This is a genomic window from Koromonas soli, from assembly GCF_059726265.1.
Map to the genome: position 1 here is coordinate 162,271 of NZ_AP040872.1, position 19,582 is coordinate 181,852.

Below are 19,582 nucleotides of genomic sequence, written 5' to 3' on the forward strand. Positions count from 1 at the left end.
CTTCTCCTATACCGCTCCTGATCTAGTCAACAGAACTGCATCATTCATTAGCGTTGGCACGTCCAGCACAAGCGCGACCCTGCCATTGCCCAATATTGTGGAACCTGAAACTCCATAAGAGGTGCGCATCAGGCGACCAAGCGACTTGATGACAACCTGCTGCTGCCCATAGAACTCGTCCACCACAAGACCGGCATGGCCATCATGGTTGCGAATAATCAGCACCTTCTCCCGAGTGCTGGGCATTCCATCGACATTGAAGATGTTGCGCAATCTCAATACCGGCAGCGGGTGCCCGCGGAAGTCGATGACGGACGAACCATTCGGTCCAGCAACGCGCTCTGCGGGGAGGTCCAGGCATTCGACCGCATTCTCGAGAGGAGTGACATAGGTTTCCTCGCCGACTCCAACAAGAAAGCCATCCATAATGGCGACAGTCAGAGGTAGATTCAGCGCGATCACGGTGCCGGCGCCCGGTTCGGTAGTGATTCGTACACTGCCGCGCAAAGCCTCGATGTTGCGCCGGACTACCTCGAGTCCAACTCCTCGCCCGGAGAGGTCGGTGACCTGTTTCGCCGTTGAAAAACCGGAGCGGAAGATGAGGCGATGCAGATCGCTCTGCGTGACGCGCTCCCCTTCAGCAAGCAATCCTTCGGCAACTGCTTTTTTGCGCACGGCCTCAATGTCGATTCCGCCACCGTCATCTCGAAGCTTTATGACAACGTTGCCGCCCTGGTGTTCAGCGGAAAGTTCGAGCAACCCGCGAGGATGTTTGCCCGCCGCGCGGCGCTCGTCCGGAGACTCGATGCCGTGATCGAGAGAATTCCGAATCAAGTGGAGGAGCGGATCGCGAATTGACTCTATGACGCTCGTGTCCACTTCTACGCTTTCGCCAGAAATGATCAGCTCGGCCTGCTTGCCGAGTCGTGCAGCAAGATCGCGGACCCAGCGCGAACACTGCCGAAACAGCGGACCAATGGGCACCATGCGTGCGCGCATGATGGTTTCCTGTAATTCGAGAAAAAGCCGATCGATATCACTATGGGCCTGAATGATTGGAGCAAGTTGATCTGCGCCGGGGCCGGAACAACGTTGCAACAGTTGCTGCGCTCGTCCCCGGGCGATGCTGATTTCGCCGGTAAGGTTCAGCAGACGATCGAGTTTTTCGATCGGCACGCGAAGGCTCCGAACCTTTGTTAAGGGCGCTGGCGCCTGCGCTTGCGCTTGCGTGGTGTGCACTTCATCGGAAGTTTCCGCTGAAGCTGCCGCCTCAGTATTGTTAGAGGTGCCATTCTGAGATAGCTCAGCTAACTGAAGCTCGATATGTTTGTAGGCAGGCAGCGGGTTCGGAGCATCATTGACGCATGCGGAAACGGCCGCGCGCATTACGTCAACGCAATTGAGCAACAGAGAGGTTATCTCACGTGTAAGCTTCAGTCGCTTGGAGCGAAGACGGTCGAGAACATCCTCGACATGATGGGCGAAAGCCGAAACATGGTCGAAACCAAGAGAGAGTGCGTTTCCCTTGAGTGTGTGTACAGCACGGAAGATAGCCTGAACCGGTTCCTGCTGATCCGGATTAGCTTCCAACTCGAGCAGCATGGCTTCAATAAGTGCAAAGCCTTCCTCACTCTCCACCGCAAAGCTCTGGACGATCAGATTGCGATCAAGCTTCATCGCCACCTCCCAGATGCTTTACGGTGGCAATCCCCGTCTCAGTATCAAACATGACCTTGCGAGTGGTTTCGCCAAGAGTGTCGGATTCCACGACTACGATTCCTTTCTCCCTCAGTGCATCATGCGCGAACTGTGCGTTTTTGCTGCCGAGGTGAGTGCTCCCTTGCCGCCGGAATGCATGGAGTACGCAGGCTCCTCCAAAAACGCGCGCCTGCATCGACCGTGTGCGACAGTTCATGCGTTCCATGCCATCGCAAAGAGCGGAAATTGCAACGTCGCCATATCGCGGGGAGGGGGCTCCACAATTCGGGTCCCAGCTAGGAAGAAGAAAGTGCACCATCCCGCCGACGCGCCGCACCGTATCCCAAAGGCAGACGGCCACGCATGAGCCCAGGATCGTCATCATTGTTTTAGGTTCGGCAGACACAGCTAGCTGCCCTGGGTGCAAGTAGGTGAAATCCGGGGCCTTTTGAACTCTCAAGTGCAGTGTTGAATACCCGTTATCTAATTCCAATTTGCAACCTCATTAGCACGGCACAGTCTTCTTTGCCTCCAGATGTGAGTACGGAGAGTGAAGCTTGCAGCAAGGCGGCAGCGATGCGAACCCGCAGCACTGGCCGGGCTTACACTCATCGGCGGAGTGTCAACCGCCAATGTAGGCCCCCATCAACTGAATCAATTCATCACCGTTTACCGGCTTGGTCAGGTACTCGGTGCAGCCAGACACAAACCCGGTCTCTACGCACTCGGCTTCTCCCCGCGTTGTCAGCAGGATGACTGGGATTTTCGCTGTGGCAGGATTTGCCCGAAGCTGCTCGCAGGCGTCGAAGCCGTTTGTCTTTGGCATCACCACATCCATCAGGATCAGATCCGGTTGGTCTGAAACGGCGCGCACGATCGCTTCTGCTCCATCGGACGCGGTGATTACCTTGTAATTGGTGCGCTCTGCCAAGATCGCCTCGGTCAACATCAGCGCAGTTGGCGAGTCGTCCACGAGAAGAACTGTTTTGGCCATGCACTCCTATTCAGTGCACATCGGCTATTCGCAGTTGAGCTCAGCAAATTAAGAACGCCTGAGCTGCTCAGAGGCGAACAACACCTCGAGCGCGCAGGGGCTGATCCACTTGCGGTCGAACCGAAGTGCTTGGTTATAAGGACTTACTTCAGAGAAGTAGGTTTAATTTATATGAATTCCTGAATCTATGCCATGCGTTGAGATGTTACGGAAGTTTTCTTTTTCGGTTGCCAAAATTTTTGACCGAGAGTGTTTCATTCGGAAGTGGTCTTTATCAAGACTAGGGCGCAATCGTCGAGCTGTGGTTCGCCGGCGGCAAAGTCGCGAGCGGCGTGGTAGATTCCATCGACAATTTGATCTGCAGCATCCTCGCAGTGGTCACGCAAATATTCCAATGCGTTATCGATACCGAACTCGAGCTCCTCAGAGTTGATCATTTCTGCCACGCCATCTGTCATGATCAGCAGCATCTGAGATGTCGAGAGCGGCATCTCTCGCGACGAGTACTCACATTCGTTGAACATTCCAAGTGGGCAACCGGTGCTTTCGAGCAAGTGTTCGACTTCGCCACGACAGTTCAGCAGCAGCGCTGTGTGGCCCGCACCCGCGTAGGTGAACGAATCGCGTGAGGGCGATATTCGGATGAGCATGAGAGTTACAAACCGACCTTGCTCGAGATCTGCCCTCAACATGCGGTTCACTCGAGCCAGTATCTCGCCCACATTCAGTTGCAATTCAGCGAAGGAGCGTACATACGCACGGGTGAGCGCCATCACCAGCGCAGAACCTATTCCGTGTCCGCTAACGTCGCCCACAGCGATGTAAATGGAGTGGTCGCCCGCGATAATGAAGTCGTAATAATCGCCTCCAGTTTCATCTGCGGGGTATGCAACAGCGGCGAGTTGCAGGCCCGGAGCGCGGATTGCAGGCTTGTAGAATCGCTGCTGCACTTCACGCGCGAGTCGAAGTTGCAGTTCGTGTTCCTGCCGCATGCGTGAATCGGTGATGTCTTTTACGACGGACACGTAATGAGTGATATTCCCCTGGTCGTCGTTAATTGGGGTGATGCTTTGTTCGGTCCAATAGAACTGTCCATTCTTCTTGCGGTTCACCATTGTTCCGCGAAACGGCTCGCCTTCAGAGATGCATTTCCAAAGATTGCGGTAGAAGTCCGTATCTTGCTGGCCTGACTTAACGATTCGCGGAGTCTTACCCATGACTTCTTCCTGAGTGAAGCCGGTCATCGTCTCGAACGCGTTATTCACGTACTGGATTACCCCTGCCTTGTCGGTGATCAACACGCTATCTGCTGTCTGCTGTACCGCTCGTGAGAGCAGGGTGATCGTTTCTGTCGCGCTGCGACGCTCTTTTTCATTCTGCTTTTCGCTGCTCAGATCGCTGAACCATTTAACTGCACCTTCGAACTTGCCATTTTGATCGAAGATGGGAGCGGTAGAAACTCGCACCAACAACTCCGAACCATCCTTCCTGCGATATCGGCTCTCATATTGTTGGGTTACGCTGCGCGAGGCGAGGCGCTGCGCAAGTGCGATCTTTTTTGCTTCGAGGTCTTCTAGAAATACAAAATCGAAGAGTGATTTTCCGATTATCTCTTCCACGCTCGATCCCAATAACTCCGCCAACCGCCGATTCACAAAGCGCGTGTTGAGCTGTGCGTCGAGCATCCAGATGCCTTCTGCGGCGGACTCGAAAATACCGTCGTAACTTTTCTGACTCTGCTGAAGCGTTTCTCTCGCGGATAGTTCACGAGCCAACTGAGCGCGTTCTGTGATTAGTGCGGCAACACTCAGACCAAGGATGACGAGCAAGCTTAGGAATAGGCCCAAGAGTACCGCGCCGCGTACTGCGCTGTTCATCACGAATGGACCAAGCCCCTGTGTTGTTTCCCAAACTGCCATACAGGCGATCAGAAAGTTAACGCTTGCAGCACCAGCGGCCGCAAACCGCACCGCACCCCAAAGCACAAACGGCACAAGAACGAGTACGAGTACGTCTCCGCCGATCCGGGGAACCAGGCGGGTATCGAAAATAAGCACGCATGCGATCAGGGTGCCCCAGAAAAGGCTGGAGAGTTCCAGGGTATGACGTTCTCTGCATGCGTCAACCAGTCCAGGACAAGACAGCGCCAGAGGCGCGACGAGCAAAATACCTGTTGCATCCCCGAGCCACCACATCAACCATGCCACTATGAAATGTGACCAGGGCTTCATGCCGAAGAAAAACAATGACGTCGCGCCGACTGTCGCGCTTATGGCTGGGCCACACACACCGGCGAACAAAAACAGGTGAACTACGTCCCGGACGCGAGCAAAGGATGTGTCAAAGTTGCGGATGTTGCGCAGCAACCACGCGGCAGTGAATGGCCCCAACGTGTTTCCCACGGAGATTGCGACACTCACCTTGTACGGAATCCCCGTCGAATAGTTGAGCAGGAAGGCGGCGATTACGATTGCTGGCCATAGACGATAGTTTAGCAAGAGCGCGGCTACAGCGATGCCCGCAGCAGGCCATAGCGCCGAGATGTTTCCGCTGGTGAACGGGACCGCCAATCCCAACCGACCCGCGACAAAGTATGCTGCACTGACGACAGCCAACTCGAGAAGGTATTTAGCTACGGTCCGTGGCTTCCATCTCCCAGCAAGTGATCTCACTGAGCTACTTATGCCGCCCAACCGCCTTCGAAACAATGAGGTGGTGTAGTCTTCGTTGCTGAACGCGGCATCATCAGAAGTGAACCGACGCAAGCCCACCACAGCACTCCCCCAAAGGTTTACAGTTTCGAGACTCTTCAACTATGGACGAAGTAGCGCGCGTGCAGATAAACCTCGCCATAGTACAGTCTCCACTGAAGCTGACTGTTTGACATCTCCTAAATGAATGAAAGCCAGGAAAATCGAGAGCTGCACAAGACGTGTAACTCTCGTGGGAGGGCATTGTAAGTTGGCGAGTAAAGAACGACACTAGCCCAAAGTCGCTTGGAGGCGCGACCCGAGCGACCCAGCAACCAGCTGCCACTCGGAACGCGCCTCGCCTCACGTGCATCCGGGCGGGGGATGTGTGCGTTCAGCATCTGGAACGCCGTGCTATGCTGGTGGTGGGATTGGCAGGAAGCAAGCGGCGCATGAAGAACAAGAGTTCTAAAGACAGATCGAACGGGAACGGTTCGCTGAATGGTGGTGTTCCGGCGGTGATTAAAGCTGTACGTCTGCTTGACACGCTGGCTGCAGCGAAGGAGCCGCTTTCGCTCGCCTCGCTGACCACCGAATTGGAATTACCAAAGAGCACAATTCATGCGCTCTGCGCCACATTGGTGCAGGCCGGACTGGTCCGTCGATATGAAAACGGATCGTATCACCTCGGCTCCCACGTGCTCGACCTGAGCCAAGCATTTCTCGCACGTACGGATATCACAGCCGAATTCTCGTCGCTGGAAGCTTCGCCTTTGCTGCGCGAGGAGACCATTATTCTGTCCGTGCTCGATAGATTCGACGTCGTGTACGTTGCATGCCGCAACGGTTCGAGGCCGCTTGGCTTGAATTTCCGCATCGGCATGCGACTACCCGCCAACTGTACTGCCAGCGGAATGGCTCAACTCGCCACGCTGCCGCAGGAGCGCGTTGCGGAACTTGTGCGAGCGCACGGGCTACAGGGCTTGACGAAGAAGAGCCTCACCGACTTTTCTCTTCTCCTGAAGCATTTGGCCCAGACGCGCAAGCGCGGCTACGCGATAGATGATGAAGGAACACGCGAAGGCATGATCTGCCTTGGAGCCCCGATCTTCGACTCGCGGAGCAGCCAGGCAATCGCGGGCGTGGGGGTGAGCCTGCTCAAGGCAGAAACCGACACGCGCCAGCGAAACGTAGCGATTGAGCAGATTCAGCGCATCGCCGCCGACCTTTCCAGCCGCATGGGTGCCCGAGTCTAGTTCGTTACTTCTCCAGTAAGCCTCGTATTCATGCGATCCGCGCGATGACCCCGCGCGCGTTCGTGACAAATCTCGCAACACTGTTGTGATGTTTGTCCTCTTCATTCGTGTTCTGTTCTCGCGCGGAAAATTGTTTGACAGTCCAGACCTCCCGTCATATGATTCCTCCACCTTGGGGTGACGTTCCATATACTGAACAGGCTTCAAATAGCAGAACGCGAGAGGATGGGCATTCTCCTTCGCTGTGGGGCAGCACTCATTTTTGGTTTTGAGCTTCTTATTCAGAGGAGAGCCTGTATATGTTAGGACCTGTGTTTAAGCGGGGCTACGGCCAAGTTCAACCATATTGGCCGCTCGGTCCATTCCAAGTGCGACTGCCTTTCATCCACTATCGTTTCGAACCCGCAGACTACATTCAGGGGCTCATGATGTGCGCCGTTTGTCTCGGCATCATCCCCATTCTGCAGGAGTACCTTGGCATGCCGTTCGAGGTCGCCATCACGGTGGTGATCCTCAACGGCTTCCTATATTTGTGGCATGCCCATCTTGGCGATCCTGTAGTGCCAGGATGGATCACACCCGCCATCCCTCTGCTTCTGCTATGGCTCAAGTCATTTCCTGAAGGCGTGCCGCGTCTTCACGCTCTCATCGCTTTCGAGTTTGAGTTGGGCGTGATCGCGCTATTCTTTGGAGCCACCGGGTTAGCGAAGAAGTTCGTCGAACTGGTGCCGGATGGATTGAAGGCGGGAATTCTGCTCGGGGCCGGGATTGCTGCTGTCCGGCTCGTATTTGAACCCAACGGAAAATACTTCGCGAAGTATCCATGGACGATCAGCATCGCTATCGGATTCGCTTTCTATCTTCTGTTCTCCAATCATTTCAAGGTTCTTCGCAACCGCAACTTCTTCCTGAAGCAGCTTGCGAATCTCGGCTTACTGCCCGCGCTGGTGCTCGCTGTGTTTGTCGCACCGTTGGTGAAGGAGCTTCCGTGGCCGCACCTGCAATGGGGATTTACGGTTCCGCAGCTTGCCACGCTATGGAACCAGTGGACGCCATTCTCTCCGCGTGTTGGCTTCCCGGCAATGTCGCTTTACTTGCAGGCAGCTCCTCTTGTGGCTGCCGTGTACGTGGTGCTGTTTGGTGAGTTGATTCAGGCCGAGGCTCTAGTGGACGAAGCTCGCGAGTTCCGTCATGGGGACGAAGATGTTCATTACAACGCGAACCGCAACAATATCATCTGCGGTATGCGTAACATCACCATGTCGATGGCCGGCCCTGATGCTTCGATGTGCGGACCGATGTGGGCGGCGATGCAAGTCGTCACCTGCGAGCGTTATAAGCATGGCTCGGAAGCGATGGACAGCCTCTACGGTGGACTGGGTTCGTTCCGGTTGGGCACCTTTACCGGATACTTCCTCTCACCCATTGTCACTCTCGTTCGGCCTATTCTGCCCATCGCGCTCTCGCTTACCATGCTGGTGCAAGGCTTTGTGGCCGTGCGTGTCGGGGTGTTGAAGGCAAGAACGTTCAACGACCTTGGCGTTGCTGGAATCGTCGCGGCAGTGCTGATCTCTCGCGGTGCCGGGTACGCATTCGGTGTTGGAATCGTGCTGTCGATTCTCATTTACGGCAAGGACTTCTTCCGCAACTGGGCCGCATACGACAAGTCGAAAGATCCCGTATTCAACTCACAGGTAGCGGCTGCGCAACCTGCGACGCCGGTTGTCGCGGTACCCGAACTTGAACCACAGGAATCCTAGCGAAAGGTGATTATGTCTGGACACACACTCGAACAGATTGAAAGCGTTGCGTTGGCCGACTCGAAGCTGATGCGGCAGCAGTGTTATATCGATGGCAAGTGGCTCGATGCCGATGGTGGTGCAACCATCAAGGTCACGAATCCGGCGAACCAAGCGCTGCTTGGAGCGGTGCCGAAGATGGGAACGGCGGAGACGCGTCGCGCAATCGAAGCCGCAAATTCGGCATGGCCTGCCTGGCGTGCTCGTACTGCCAAGGAGCGCTCTGCGATTCTGCGCAAGTGGTTTGAACTGGTGATGGCGAACCAGGAGGACCTTGCCAAATTGATGACGGCCGAGCAAGGCAAGCCTCTGGCCGAAGCACGAGGCGAGATAGCGTACGGTGCGTCGTTCATCGAGTGGTTTGCAGAAGAGGCGAAGCGCGTTTATGGCGATACGATTCCGCAGCCGCAGAATGACAAGCGGCTGGTCGTCATCAAGGAACCGATTGGCGTATGTGCCGCAATTACGCCATGGAATTTCCCGATAGCGATGATTACGAGAAAATGCGCTCCAGCGCTGGCCGCCGGATGCACGGTGGTAGTGAAGCCAGCAGGGCTCACACCGTTCTCTGCATTAGCTCTCGCAGAGTTGGCGGATCGAGCAGGCGTGCCGAAAGGCGTGTTCAACGTAATCACCGGAGATACTAAGGCGATTGGCGGGGAGCTCACGTCGAACCCGCTGGTGCGCAAGGTGACGTTTACCGGCTCGACTGCGGTCGGCTCGCTGTTGATGAAGCAGAGCGCGGAGACAATCAAGAAGGTGTCGCTAGAACTTGGCGGGAATGCGCCCTTCATTGTTTTCAATGATGCCGATCTCGACAAAGCGGTTGAGGGTGCAATTGCTTCGAAATACCGCAATACAGGACAGACATGCGTGTGCACGAATCGCGTCCTGGTGCAGGACGAGGTGTACGAGGCGTTCTCCGCGAAGCTGGTCGAAAAGGTACGGCAACTGAAGGTGGGCAACGGTATGGAGGCGGGTGTTACGCAGGGTCCTCTGATTGATGCCGCTGCGGTGACAAAGGTGGAAGAGCACATCGCCGATGCTGTTGCCAAGGGCGCGCAGATTGTGACTGGAGGCAAGCGCCACTCGCTCGGAGGCACGTTCTTCGAACCTACGGTACTGGTGAACGTGACACCGCAGATGGCAGTGGCACGCGATGAGACGTTCGGACCCGTTGCTCCTCTGTTCCGCTTCAAGACTGAGGAAGAAGCCATCCACATGGCGAACGATACGGAGTTCGGCCTGGCGGCGTACTTCTACTCGCGCGACTTAGGGCGAGTGTGGCGCGTTTCGGAAGCTCTCGAGTACGGCATGGTGGGCATTAACACCGGACTGATCTCAAACGAGGTAGCTCCGTTTGGTGGAGTGAAACAGTCTGGCATTGGACGCGAAGGTTCGAAGTACGGCATAGAAGAATTCCTGGTTGTTAAGTACCTGTGTATGGGGATTGAGTAACGTGAGCGGCCGCTCACAACGGCCGCAGATTTCCTTTTATCACCGAGGATATTATGAAGATTCGGGCTGCAGTACTAAATCAAACAGGCGCAAAACCGCCCTTCGCATCCACCAAACCACTCTCTATCGAGGAAGTCGAACTTGATCCTCCCGGCTATGGAGAGGTCCTTGTAAGAATGGGCGCCGCAGGCCTTTGCCATTCGGATCTCTCCACCATCAACGGAGTTCGTCCTCGCCCAACACCCATGGCAATGGGGCACGAGGCAGCGGGCACGGTGGAAGAGATCGGCCCCGGTGTTGGCGATCTGAAGAAGGGCGACCATGTTGTGTTGTTGTTCGTCCCGAGCTGCGGGCATTGTCTTCCATGTTCCGAAGGACGGCCTGCGTTGTGCGAACCAGGCGCGGCGGCCAACGGCGCGGGCACGCTGTTGTCGGGCGAGCGTCGTCTGCATCGTAATGGAACCCAAATTCATCACCATCTCGGGTGTTCGGCGTTTGCCGAGTATGCGGTCGTGTCGCGCCGCTCATTGGTGAAGATAGATCCTGATCTCGCCTTTGAAGAAGCAGCGCTGTTCGGGTGCGCTGTGCTTACGGGCGTGGGCGCGGTGTTGAACACAGCGAAGGTACAACCGGGCGCAACCGTTGCCGTAGTCGGATTGGGCGGAGTTGGACTCTGCTCGGTGTTGGGCGCCATGGTGGCGGGGGCCTCAAAAGTGATCGCCGTCGATCTCTCCGATGACAAGCTCAATTTCGCGCGCAACCTGGGAGCAACGGATACGTTCAACGCTGCTGATCCGGACTGCATTCAGAAACTACGTGAGGCGTCAAAAGGCGGTGTCGAGTATGCATTTGAACTCGCCGGTTCGGTAAAGGCGATGGAGCTTGCATACAAGATTACTGGCCGTGGCGGCACAACCATCACAGCAGGATTGCCTCCAGCCACAGACACGATTCCCGTGCCGCAGGTCAATCTTGTGGCCGAAGAGCGCACGGTGAAGGGAAGCTACATCGGAAGCTGTGTGCCGGTTCGCGACCTTCCTCGCTATATCTCGCTGTACAAGATGGGGCGCCTGCCGGTGGACAAACTTGTCACCGGAAAAATGCCTCTCGCTGAAATTAATACCGGCTTCGATCGCCTGCACGAAGGCAAAGCGGTTCGCCAGTTGATCGTGTTCTAGTGCGCCGAGGGTGAGCGATTTGATGAAGCACTTCCAGGTGAGGCGAGAGCCTCACCTTTTTGCAACGATTGATACTCGTGCGCAGTGTCAATGTCCAGAGCCGCTTCGGGTAAGTCGATTGTCAGAACGCGTTCGCGATGGTGACGGAGCACTTTTGACGCACCCATGTCTCCCTGTAGCTCCGCAAGTTCTGGAAAAAGTTCTCGAGAGATCAACGCAGGAACCCCCGTTACATCACCGTAGCGCGCAGCGACCGCCAAGGGTAACGAGGTCTGCCAGCGCAGGAGCATTTGATGGAGGTGTGTCGCGGTTACGAGCGGCTGATCGCAAAGCATGAAAAGCGCAGCCTCAATCGCGGATGTTGCCGTCGCAGCGCGCAGGCCGCAGCGGATGGAACTCGCTATTCCTTCGCGCCACTCATCATTGATGAGCACTTGCGTGTCACAGTGTTGAATCGCAGGTCCGATCACGTCCGCGAACGCTCCAAGCACAGTGAAAACGGGCGCGAAACCGGCATCTGCCGCAGTGCTGATCACATGCGCAAGCAGCGTCTTGCCGTGGTAGGGCAACAGTTGCTTTGGTCGTCCCATGCGCGAGGACTCTCCTGCCGCAAGCACGATTGCTGGAATGCGACTCTTGGTCTCAAGCGGCATCGGCAAATAATTCCAGCGATGGGCGGCTGTGTATCGGTCCAGCGACGTCCTTTAGAAACACTGCAGGTCTGCCTGCATTGAGCGCCTGAATCTCCGCCAAAATCGACAACGCGATCCCTTCGGGAGTAGTAGCGCCAAGATCCAGACCAATTGGGGCTCGAATGGCCGCGACGCGATCGGCGTCTGCGCCCATGTTGATAAGCGCAGCTGAGAGTTCGCGAGCGCGGATCTTCGGTCCAAGCAAGCCGACGTATCCTGGCGAGTACGCGAGTGCAACCGCGAGTGCCTCAAGATCGGCGCTGAAGTTATGGGTGGCGACAACACAAGCTGTGTTGGTAAGCCAGGGAATGTCTTGTAGGAGCGTGTCAGGTGTTCCGGTGGAGCACACGATTGATTTCGGCAACTGCGCACCAATTCGCGAGAGCGTGCCCGGGCGACGGTCGTTGATGATCACGCGATGGCCAAGTGCGTCGGCGCAACGCGCAAGCGGAACCGCTTCAGGCCCGGCACCGAATACGACGATCGTTGGTGCGGGAATGAAAGATTCAACGAGAAACTGCCAATCTCCTTCCGACCGTGGGAGCGAGAAAACTTCGGTCCTTCCAGTTTCGAGACAATCGACTGCGCGAGCATACAGCAAGTCTGCAATTGGTTCCGGCAGTCTGTGTCGAAATGTCTGGTCCGCCTGCAGCAGAGCAGCGGCACCGACACTTCCTTCGTTTTGGGGTGCTTGAAAACAGGTGATCAGCACTGCTGGCTTCGCGAGAGATGCGAGTTCATGGAGCGAGTAGATCCGATCGGGCTCAGCAGAGATCAGTTCGGTGAGGATGCAAATCTTGCCACGACAACCTGTTCCGAATCCGCCTTCCAAATCTTCCGTGTCATAGATCGTGAGCTGTGAACGGTGTTGAAGAAGCACCTGTCGGCATCTGCGGATCACATCGCGTTCCAGACATCCGCCGCTGATATTCCCAACCACTTCGCCGTCTTCGCGGAACAACAGCCGTGCACCAGGTCGGCGATAGCTGGAGCCCTGAACTGAAACCACTGTTGCGATTGCACAAGAGAGTCCGCGTACTCTGGCCTCCGTTTCGCAAGCCACAATCGCTCGCAGTTCATTTGCAGAAACCATCCAGTACTCCCGTTCTAAGTTTCATACGCATGTCATCATTCGATGCAGATCATGTATTCCGGGGCTCATCGAAGCATCACGTCGCAACCGCTGATGCTTGCGACGCATCCACGAAAATGTGAAGCTACGTCGAACCCGAAAAACGTACGGCAGTACTCCACCAGATCAGCCACAATCGTCAGATCCAAATCGGCCGCATTCCGAAGGCTCGACCTCGCAAGGCATCGAGGCTATGCAACTGCGCAACGGTGCACTGTGTGAATGGCCGTTGTCGCGGCGCGAGTTCATCGTCGGTGCGACAGCGCTGGTCGGTGCCTCCGCAGGTGCGCCTCTTTGGACGCCTGAGCAGCTCAATGCGCAACAGGCCGTTGCGCCGGTTGCAGAGATCCCGGTCAGCATCATCGTCAATGGTGAGCATAAGAACGTTACCGTCGATCCGCGAATGACTCTTCTCGACCTGCTGCGTGAAAAGCTGAAACTCACGGGGACGAAGAAGGGTTGCGATCACGGCCAGTGTGGCGCGTGCACCATCATTGCGAATGGAAAGAGAATCAACTCCTGTCTTGCGCTGGCCGTGTCTCATAACGGTGACCAGCTCGTAACGGTTGAGGGGCTTGCGAAAGATGGTGAGCTGCATCCCGTGCAGCAGGCGTTCCTTGATCACGACGGATTCCAGTGTGGCTATTGCACTCCGGGACAGATCATCTCCGCCACAGCGCTGATTGACGAGGCAATGCATGGCGAAGCAAGTTTTGTCACCAAAGAACTGCACAACTCAGGCCCAGTCATTTTGAGCGAGGATGAAATCCGGGAGAGGATGAGCGGCAACATCTGCCGTTGCGGAGCGTATCCCGGCATTGTCGCTGCGGTCATGCAGGCATACGAGTCGAAGCAGGCGGAGAAAGTGGGAGAGACAGATGCGTCCGTTTGATTTCCAGCGCGCGCAAGATCCGGATGCGGCCATTGGTGCCGTCGCGGGCACGAAAGATACGAAGTTTCTGGCCGGAGGCACCAATCTGGTCGACCTTATGAAGCAGCAGGTCGAAGTGCCTGCGCATCTGGTGGACATCAACCAGTTGCAGTTGTCAAAGATTGAAGAACTGCAAGACGGAGCGCTGCGCCTGGGTGCGTTGGCGCGAAACTCCGACACAGCAAATCATCCGCTGGTGAGGGAGCGATATCCTCTGCTTGCGCAGGCGATTCTCGCCGGAGCTTCTCCTCAGCTTCGCAACATGGCTACCAACGGTGGAAACCTGCTTCAGCGGACTCGCTGTTACTACTTCTATGATCCGGCTTTCAGCGAGTGCAATAAGAGAAATCCTGGTAGTGGTTGCGGGGCGATGCACGGCTATAACCGCATCCATGCGATTCTAGGTGCCAGCCCGGAGTGCATTGCGACGCATCCTTCCGATATGTGCGTAGCGCTGGCGGCGTTGTCCGCTACGGTGAACGTGCGTGGAAAGGGCGGCAATCGCGCCATTCCCTTCGCCGAATTTCATCGCCTTCCGGGTTCGACTCCGCACCTGGATACGAACCTCCGCCCTGACGAGCTGATCCTCTCCATCGATCTTCCCAAGAACTCGTACGCGGCACACTCGGCATACGTCAAGGTTCGCGATCGCGTAAGTTATGCCTTTGCGCTGGTTTCTTCAGCGGCTGCATTGGAGATCGATGGTGAAACAATTCAGAGTGCTCGTCTTGCGCTTGGTGGCGTGGCGCACAAGCCCTGGAGATCAGAAAAGGCAGAGGCTCTGTTGAAAGGAAAAGCAGCAGGCGAAGCAGCGTATGCCGCCGCGGCGGATGAAATACTCTCCGGCGCAAAAGGCTACGAGCACAACGAATTCAAAATTTCGATGGCGAAGCACACCATCATTCGCGCCTTCACTCTCGCGCAGCGGGGCGGAGAAAGAGCATGACGAAAATCGGCGACCCCATCACTCGCGTCGATGGCAAATTGAAGGTCACAGGACAGGCGAAATACGCGGCGGAGTTCGAGGTGCCAGCACTCGTCTATGGCGTGATGGTGACCAGCACTATCGCAAATGGCCGTATTCAGCGCATGAACACATCCGCCGCCCAGCATGCTCCCGGAGTGATTGCGATCATGACTCCGGCGAATGCTCCGAAGTTGCCGCAGGGTGGGAAAGCAGCAGTTCATCCTCCTGCGGGGCGCGTGCTCTCTTTGTTGCAGGATGCCGATGTGCACTACAACAACCAACCGATTGCCGTGGTTGTAGCCGAGTCGCAGGAGCAGGCATTCTACGCGGCCTCGCTGATCGAGGTTCGCTATGCGACGGATACGCCTGTGCTCGATTTCAAAGCCGGGTTTCCGAAAGCTCATCCTGGGACTCACGGGCGAGATCCCGCAGATGTTTCCGTGGGCAACATGGCCGAGGGATTGGCGGGAGCCGAAGTCAAAGTCGATGAGGTCTATACCACTCCGAAGCAGAACCACAACCCGATGGAGCCGCACGCGACCATAGCGTATTGGGAAAACGATAAGCTCACGGTCTATGACGCCACCCAGTACATTAGCGGCGTCAAGCAGGTGCTATCGAAGGCCATCGGAATGCCCGAGGACAATGTGCACGTGCTCTGTCCGTTTGTCGGCGGAGGCTTCGGCTGTAAGGGCTCGACTTGGTCTCATGTGGTGCTTGCGGCAATGGCCTCAAAGGTCGCCAAGCGCCCGGTCAAGCTGGTTCTTGAACGTCCGCAAATGTTCGGGCCTGTCGGAGGCCGTCCCGAAACGCATCAGCACATCGTGCTCGGGGCAAGGCGCGACGGCACGATCACTGCGATTGAGCATCGTGTGTATTCGCACACGTCTGTGATTGAAGATTTCACCGAACCCTCTGCTACCGTTTCGCGGATGCTGTATGCCAGCCCCAACATTGCGACGTCGCAGCGCCTCGTGCCCATCAATGTAGGCACACCCACGTTTCAGCGCGCCCCCGGCGAAGCCACTGGCAGCTTTGCGCTCGAAATCGCGATGGACGAACTCGCGGAGAAACTCAAGATGGATCCGGTTGAGCTGCGCCTGAAGAATTACGCACAGAAGGACCCAACGAGCAGCAAGCCATTCTCAAGCAAGCACCTGCGCGAGTGTTATGAGCAGGGTGCACAGAAGTTCGGCTGGGCAAAACGCAATCCGCAACCGCGATCTGTGAAGGAGGGTCACGAACTGATCGGGTTGGGAATGGCTACGGCTACTTATCCGGCAAATCGCTCCTCGGCCTCGGCGTTAGTTCAGTTTGAGCCAAACGGACGTGTCACGGTCGCCTCCGGAACACAGGATCTGGGAACGGGAACGTATACCATCATGGCGCAAACCGCGGCGTCGGCACTCAATCTGCCGATTGAGATCATCGATGCAAAACTCGGAGATTCCAAGCTGCCCAAGGCGCCAGTATCTGGGGGATCGCAGTCTGCGGCGAGCGTACTTCCTGCGATTCAAGCTGCGGCCAAGCAGGCTGAACTGAAGCTGCTGAGTGCAGCCACAATGGATCAGCGCTCACCTCTTCATGGCGCTCAAGTGGAAGACTTGGAGTTCAAGAATGGGCGCATCATCCGCAAAGGGCAGCCCGACTCCGGAGAGAAGTTCACTGAGTTGCTTGCACGCAATGGCAATCAGCCCATCGGCGCTGTTGGATCGGCGGAAAAGGAACAGGACAGTGAGCGCTACTCATCACACTCGTGGGGCGCGGTCTTTGCCGAAGTGGGTGTGGACGAACGTTTGGGAATGGCGCGGGTGCGCCGAATCAACGCAGTTTACGACGTAGGGACGTTGCTGAATCAGAAGACCGGGCTTAGCCAATTGATCGGCGGCATCGTGTGGGGCGTAAGCCTGGCGCTGCATGAGGAAACTCACGTGGACGCGCGCAATGGACGCATCGTAAACGCCAACCTTGCGGAGTACCACGTGCCAGTCAATGCCGACATAGGGAAGATCGACGTGTCAGTGTTGAATATCCCGGACGAGAAGTTCGAGCCATTGGGTGCTCGTGGAATCGGCGAGATTGGGATTACGGGTGCGTGTGCAGCGGTTGCAAACGCGATCTACAACGCTACGGGCAAACGAATCCGCCGTGCTCCCATTTCCCCGGATCTGTTGATGGCGTAAGGCTGGCGGTTCGCTGGCTTACTCGGACTCAACTCGCCTGGTATGGTCTTCCAGGCGGGTTGTAATAGAACCCTCTCGGCTTGCGTGTCGCGGTCTCCAAGCTCACCACTAAGTCACCGATCCGGTCACCTTTCATGAACCAGTAATCCCAAGGAGCCGGGTTTCTTTCGGGAGGGTGGGTGCCTGAAAAGATGAAGACCGGTAACTCCGGTCGCAGCAGTTTTGCTGCTTGCGCCAACTCATCTCCGTTCATCGTAGGCATTCGGAAATCACTGATCACACCATCTATTTCCGTATCGCTCTGCAGCATGTGGAGAGCTTCTACAGGATTGCTGGTTGCCCTAACTACGAACCCGAACTCCTGGAAGACTGTGCTTAGGACGCTGAGCACATTGATGTCGTCATCGATGAGCAGGAGTGTTGGCTTTTTTCTCTTCGTGGTCATAGTCAAGAGCTCCTCTCCGCGATGCGCCATGGCTCCTCATGATCGACTGCGGGATGGCCTTGCAAGTTTGGACGTCCTCTCGGTTAAGAATCTCCGCCCAGACATGCAAGACCGCTCCGCTCCAATTCCCTGATACTCCCCCAAGTCTCAGAGAATTGGTTCTCGGTTGACAGCATTTCTGGCACTCGCTGTCAGAAATTCTGGCAGTACGTTCAGTGCTGCCTTCAAAAAACCCTCGAAATCACTAGCTCGCCGAACGACCTTGTGACTCGATAGCCATCTCAAGAGCAACTTGAATTCCAAAATTGCCTATCGTCCGTTTCCGATGCTATATTCCGCTCAAGATGAATTTGGCTAGCAATGATGACTCCCCTTGGAATTCTGAGGAGCTGAGGCTCCTATACAGAATTTCTCAACAGTTGCTCGAAGACCGCGAGTATGGCGAAGTGCTCGCCACCGTTCTAAACGCAACCATTGAGGGATTGCGTGCCGAACGCGGCTTCGTGGTGTTGAACGAAAAGGGAACCTTCCGAACCGTCGTTGCGAGTAACTTCCGAAGTGAAGCTCTAAATGAAGCGGAAGCCGTCTTTAGTAAGTCGATTGCTGCCGATGTGGTTCGACGCGGGCGTGCGCTGCTGCTGGCAGATGCGCTGAATTCCGAAGAGTTCGGAAATAATGCGAGCGTGCAAAAGCTATCGTTGCGTTCCGTGCTTTGCGCTCCGCTGGTGAACTGCGACGAAGTGTTCGCTCTCATCTACCTGGAAAATCGAAAGTTCACAAATTTCTTCACCGAGAGGACTCGCGAGCTGCTGGACGAAATCTGCTCGCTGGCCGCACCTCGCATTCGCACCGCATTTGCCATGCGCGAAGCAGAGCGCCGTGCGTCTGAGATCCAGACCTTGATTTCCGGTAACGAGGGCATCCTGACGGCCGACGCCAAAATGGCTGACGTGCTGAGCACGATAAGGAGAGTTGCGCCCACCGATCTCCCCGTGTTGATCCAGGGAGAAACCGGCACAGGAAAGGAACTCGTCGCACGCGCCATCTACCGATACAGCGCGAGATCACAGGGCGCACTGATTGTGTTGAACTGTGCAGCGCTTCCTCCCACGTTGATCGAGTCTGAACTGTTCGGGTATGTCCGCGGTGCCTTTACAGGTGCAAATCGCGATCGCATCGGAATGATTGGCGCTGCGCACCGTGGAACATTGTTTCTCGATGAGATAGGGGAACTCCCCTTAGAGCTTCAGTCACGGCTGCTACGCGTATTGCAGTCCGGAGAGTTCACCAGGGTCGGAGCATCGCATTCGGAAACGGTTGACGTAAGAGTGGTTGCGGCTACCAATCGAAATCTCGAGCAGGAAGTAGAAGAGGGGCGCTTCCGCAGTGATCTCTATTTCAGGCTCTGTCCGATCGTTCTGAAGATTCCGCCGCTTCGTGAACGCAGGCAGGACCTGCGCATGCTTGCCGAGCATTTCCTCGGGACGTATTCGCGACGCTATGGACGTGAGGTTCCGAAGCTATCCGATGCGGCGTTTGAAGTACTGTCCTCCTACAATTTCCCGGGAAACGTACGCGAACTTGAAGGAGAAATGGCACGGCTGGTCGCAATGTGCCCAGCAGGTTCGACTATATCCCCCGAGAACCTGAGTGATCGTGTTCGTGGCGCTCAGCCAAAACAAAGTTCCCCATCGGAAGCCATGCACATCCGTCCCATGCCGCTGGCCGAGATGGAAAAGCACTTGATTGCGTCGGTTCTCAACAGTACTGGAGGGAACCGCACCAACGCCGCTGCGATTCTTGGAATTACCCGAGAGGGGCTACGAACAAAGATGCAACGCCTCGGGCTATCTGAAACACCTACTGCGTAATAACGGCACTCTCGCGGTTCTGCACTTCCCGTCTTCGCGAATACAAACCCGGGTATCCTTCCACAGAACCGCGTCCGGAATTTCCGCGCCTAGAGCCTCCCTGTCGGAAAACTCCGTTGGAAATGAATTTTGCTTTGCGTATACCCGTTCCACTTCGTTCACACCACTGCCGGTGAAGTCTTCGGGCCAACTTAGAGTTAAGGTCTTTATTAAGTTGACCAATCTAGAGAAAGGAGCAAATATCCCCCACCTGAAGAGGATTTTCGACGACTCCGGTGTTCTGATGTC

At 56.0% G+C, this 19,582-nt stretch carries 15 protein-coding genes; 8 read left to right on the plus strand and 7 right to left on the minus strand.

The genetic code is table 11. The features are described 5' to 3' along the window. Positions 1 to 6 precede the first annotated feature (6 nt). From AC6IY8_RS00705 to AC6IY8_RS00720, 4 genes are all read right to left on the minus strand, one after another. A complete protein-coding gene (locus AC6IY8_RS00705) occupies positions 7 to 1,677 on the minus strand; it encodes a chemotaxis protein CheA (protein ID WP_497776673.1) in 1,671 nt (556 codons plus the stop codon). Beyond that, the gene (locus AC6IY8_RS00710; protein ID WP_497776675.1) at positions 1,667 to 2,104 is read right to left on the minus strand and encodes a chemotaxis protein CheD; all 438 of its coding nucleotides are present in this window, start codon (positions 2,102 to 2,104) and stop codon (positions 1,667 to 1,669) included. Before AC6IY8_RS00710 ends, AC6IY8_RS00705 begins: the two co-directional genes overlap by 11 nt. A 216-nt stretch (positions 2,105 to 2,320) precedes the next feature. Next, positions 2,321 to 2,692, minus strand: coding sequence for a response regulator (locus AC6IY8_RS00715; RefSeq protein ID WP_497776677.1), 372 nt, complete (start codon positions 2,690 to 2,692; stop codon positions 2,321 to 2,323). 254 nt (positions 2,693 to 2,946) lie between these two features. After that, complete coding sequence (locus tag AC6IY8_RS00720; RefSeq protein WP_497776679.1) at positions 2,947 to 5,364, minus strand: PAS domain S-box protein; 2,418 nt, start codon at positions 5,362 to 5,364, stop codon at positions 2,947 to 2,949. A gap of 470 nt (positions 5,365 to 5,834) precedes the next feature. Here AC6IY8_RS00720 and AC6IY8_RS00725 point away from each other — a divergent pair, with 470 nt between their 5' ends. The 4 genes from AC6IY8_RS00725 (at position 5,835) to AC6IY8_RS00740 (ending at position 11,073) form a co-directional block, all read left to right on the plus strand. Then, positions 5,835 to 6,638, plus strand: coding sequence for an IclR family transcriptional regulator (locus AC6IY8_RS00725; protein ID WP_497776680.1), 804 nt, complete (start codon positions 5,835 to 5,837; stop codon positions 6,636 to 6,638). Between the two features lie 299 nt (positions 6,639 to 6,937). Beyond that, a complete protein-coding gene (locus AC6IY8_RS00730) occupies positions 6,938 to 8,398 on the plus strand; it encodes a hypothetical protein (RefSeq protein WP_497776682.1) in 1,461 nt (486 codons plus the stop codon). A 12-nt stretch (positions 8,399 to 8,410) separates the two neighbouring features. Further along, positions 8,411 to 9,895, plus strand: coding sequence for an NADP-dependent succinate-semialdehyde dehydrogenase (gene gabD / locus AC6IY8_RS00735; RefSeq protein WP_497776683.1), 1,485 nt, complete (start codon positions 8,411 to 8,413; stop codon positions 9,893 to 9,895). A 53-nt stretch (positions 9,896 to 9,948) separates the two neighbouring features. Further along, on the plus strand, positions 9,949 to 11,073 hold the full coding sequence (locus AC6IY8_RS00740) for a zinc-dependent alcohol dehydrogenase family protein (RefSeq protein WP_497776684.1): 1,125 nt from the start codon (positions 9,949 to 9,951) through the stop codon (positions 11,071 to 11,073). Here the strand turns inward: AC6IY8_RS00740 and AC6IY8_RS00745 are convergent. Together AC6IY8_RS00745 and AC6IY8_RS00750 are read right to left on the minus strand one after the other, a co-directional pair. Continuing rightward, positions 11,070 to 11,726 carry a nucleotidyltransferase family protein gene (locus AC6IY8_RS00745; protein ID WP_497776685.1) on the minus strand — a complete coding sequence of 219 codons (657 nt, stop codon included), beginning with the start codon at positions 11,724 to 11,726 and terminating at the stop codon, positions 11,070 to 11,072. The two genes, AC6IY8_RS00740 and AC6IY8_RS00745, sit on opposite strands and share 4 nt — an antisense overlap. Next, positions 11,716 to 12,858, minus strand: coding sequence for an XdhC family protein (locus tag AC6IY8_RS00750; protein ID WP_497776687.1), 1,143 nt, complete (start codon positions 12,856 to 12,858; stop codon positions 11,716 to 11,718). Before AC6IY8_RS00750 ends, AC6IY8_RS00745 begins: the two co-directional genes overlap by 11 nt. 232 nt (positions 12,859 to 13,090) lie before the next feature. Between AC6IY8_RS00750 and AC6IY8_RS00755 the strand changes: the two genes are divergently transcribed. Genes AC6IY8_RS00755 through AC6IY8_RS00765 form a run of 3 tightly spaced genes read left to right on the plus strand, consistent with a single transcriptional unit; the run spans position 13,091 to position 16,978 of the window. Then, complete coding sequence (locus AC6IY8_RS00755) at positions 13,091 to 13,789, plus strand: (2Fe-2S)-binding protein (protein ID WP_497776688.1); 699 nt, start codon at positions 13,091 to 13,093, stop codon at positions 13,787 to 13,789. Further along, on the plus strand, positions 13,776 to 14,774 hold the full coding sequence (locus AC6IY8_RS00760; protein ID WP_497776689.1) for an FAD binding domain-containing protein: 999 nt from the start codon (positions 13,776 to 13,778) through the stop codon (positions 14,772 to 14,774). Before AC6IY8_RS00755 ends, AC6IY8_RS00760 begins: the two co-directional genes overlap by 14 nt. Then, positions 14,771 to 16,978, plus strand: coding sequence for a xanthine dehydrogenase family protein molybdopterin-binding subunit (locus AC6IY8_RS00765; protein ID WP_497776691.1), 2,208 nt, complete (start codon positions 14,771 to 14,773; stop codon positions 16,976 to 16,978). Before AC6IY8_RS00760 ends, AC6IY8_RS00765 begins: the two co-directional genes overlap by 4 nt. Before the next feature lie 28 nt (positions 16,979 to 17,006). Here the strand turns inward: AC6IY8_RS00765 and AC6IY8_RS00770 are convergent, their stop codons facing one another. Beyond that, positions 17,007 to 17,423: a response regulator gene (locus tag AC6IY8_RS00770; RefSeq protein ID WP_497776692.1), complete on the minus strand. Its 417-nt coding sequence runs from the start codon at positions 17,421 to 17,423 to the stop codon at positions 17,007 to 17,009. 419 nt (positions 17,424 to 17,842) lie between these two features. Between AC6IY8_RS00770 and AC6IY8_RS00775 the strand changes: the two genes are divergently transcribed. Further along, positions 17,843 to 19,294, plus strand: coding sequence for a sigma 54-interacting transcriptional regulator (locus tag AC6IY8_RS00775; RefSeq protein WP_497776694.1), 1,452 nt, complete (start codon positions 17,843 to 17,845; stop codon positions 19,292 to 19,294). The last annotated feature ends 288 nt before the right edge of the window (positions 19,295 to 19,582 follow it).

Bases quoted from the DNA above. Each gene is read 5' to 3' on its own strand.
- AC6IY8_RS00745 (WP_497776685.1), bottom strand. From the start codon at position 11,726: ATGCCGCTTGAGACCAAGAGTCGCATTCCAGCAATCGTGCTTGCGGCA.
- AC6IY8_RS00705 (WP_497776673.1), bottom strand. From the start codon at position 1,677: ATGAAGCTTGATCGCAATCTGATCGTCCAGAGCTTTGCGGTGGAGAGT.
- AC6IY8_RS00760 (WP_497776689.1), top strand. From the start codon at position 13,776: ATGCGTCCGTTTGATTTCCAGCGCGCGCAAGATCCGGATGCGGCCATT.
- AC6IY8_RS00715 (WP_497776677.1), bottom strand. From the start codon at position 2,692: ATGGCCAAAACAGTTCTTCTCGTGGACGACTCGCCAACTGCGCTGATG.
- AC6IY8_RS00740 (WP_497776684.1), top strand. From the start codon at position 9,949: ATGAAGATTCGGGCTGCAGTACTAAATCAAACAGGCGCAAAACCGCCC.
- AC6IY8_RS00750 (WP_497776687.1), bottom strand. From the start codon at position 12,858: ATGGTTTCTGCAAATGAACTGCGAGCGATTGTGGCTTGCGAAACGGAG.
- AC6IY8_RS00765 (WP_497776691.1), top strand. From the start codon at position 14,771: ATGACGAAAATCGGCGACCCCATCACTCGCGTCGATGGCAAATTGAAG.
- AC6IY8_RS00730 (WP_497776682.1), top strand. From the start codon at position 6,938: ATGTTAGGACCTGTGTTTAAGCGGGGCTACGGCCAAGTTCAACCATAT.
- gabD (WP_497776683.1), top strand. From the start codon at position 8,411: ATGTCTGGACACACACTCGAACAGATTGAAAGCGTTGCGTTGGCCGAC.
- AC6IY8_RS00725 (WP_497776680.1), top strand. From the start codon at position 5,835: ATGAAGAACAAGAGTTCTAAAGACAGATCGAACGGGAACGGTTCGCTG.
- AC6IY8_RS00755 (WP_497776688.1), top strand. From the start codon at position 13,091: ATGCAACTGCGCAACGGTGCACTGTGTGAATGGCCGTTGTCGCGGCGC.
- AC6IY8_RS00770 (WP_497776692.1), bottom strand. From the start codon at position 17,423: ATGACCACGAAGAGAAAAAAGCCAACACTCCTGCTCATCGATGACGAC.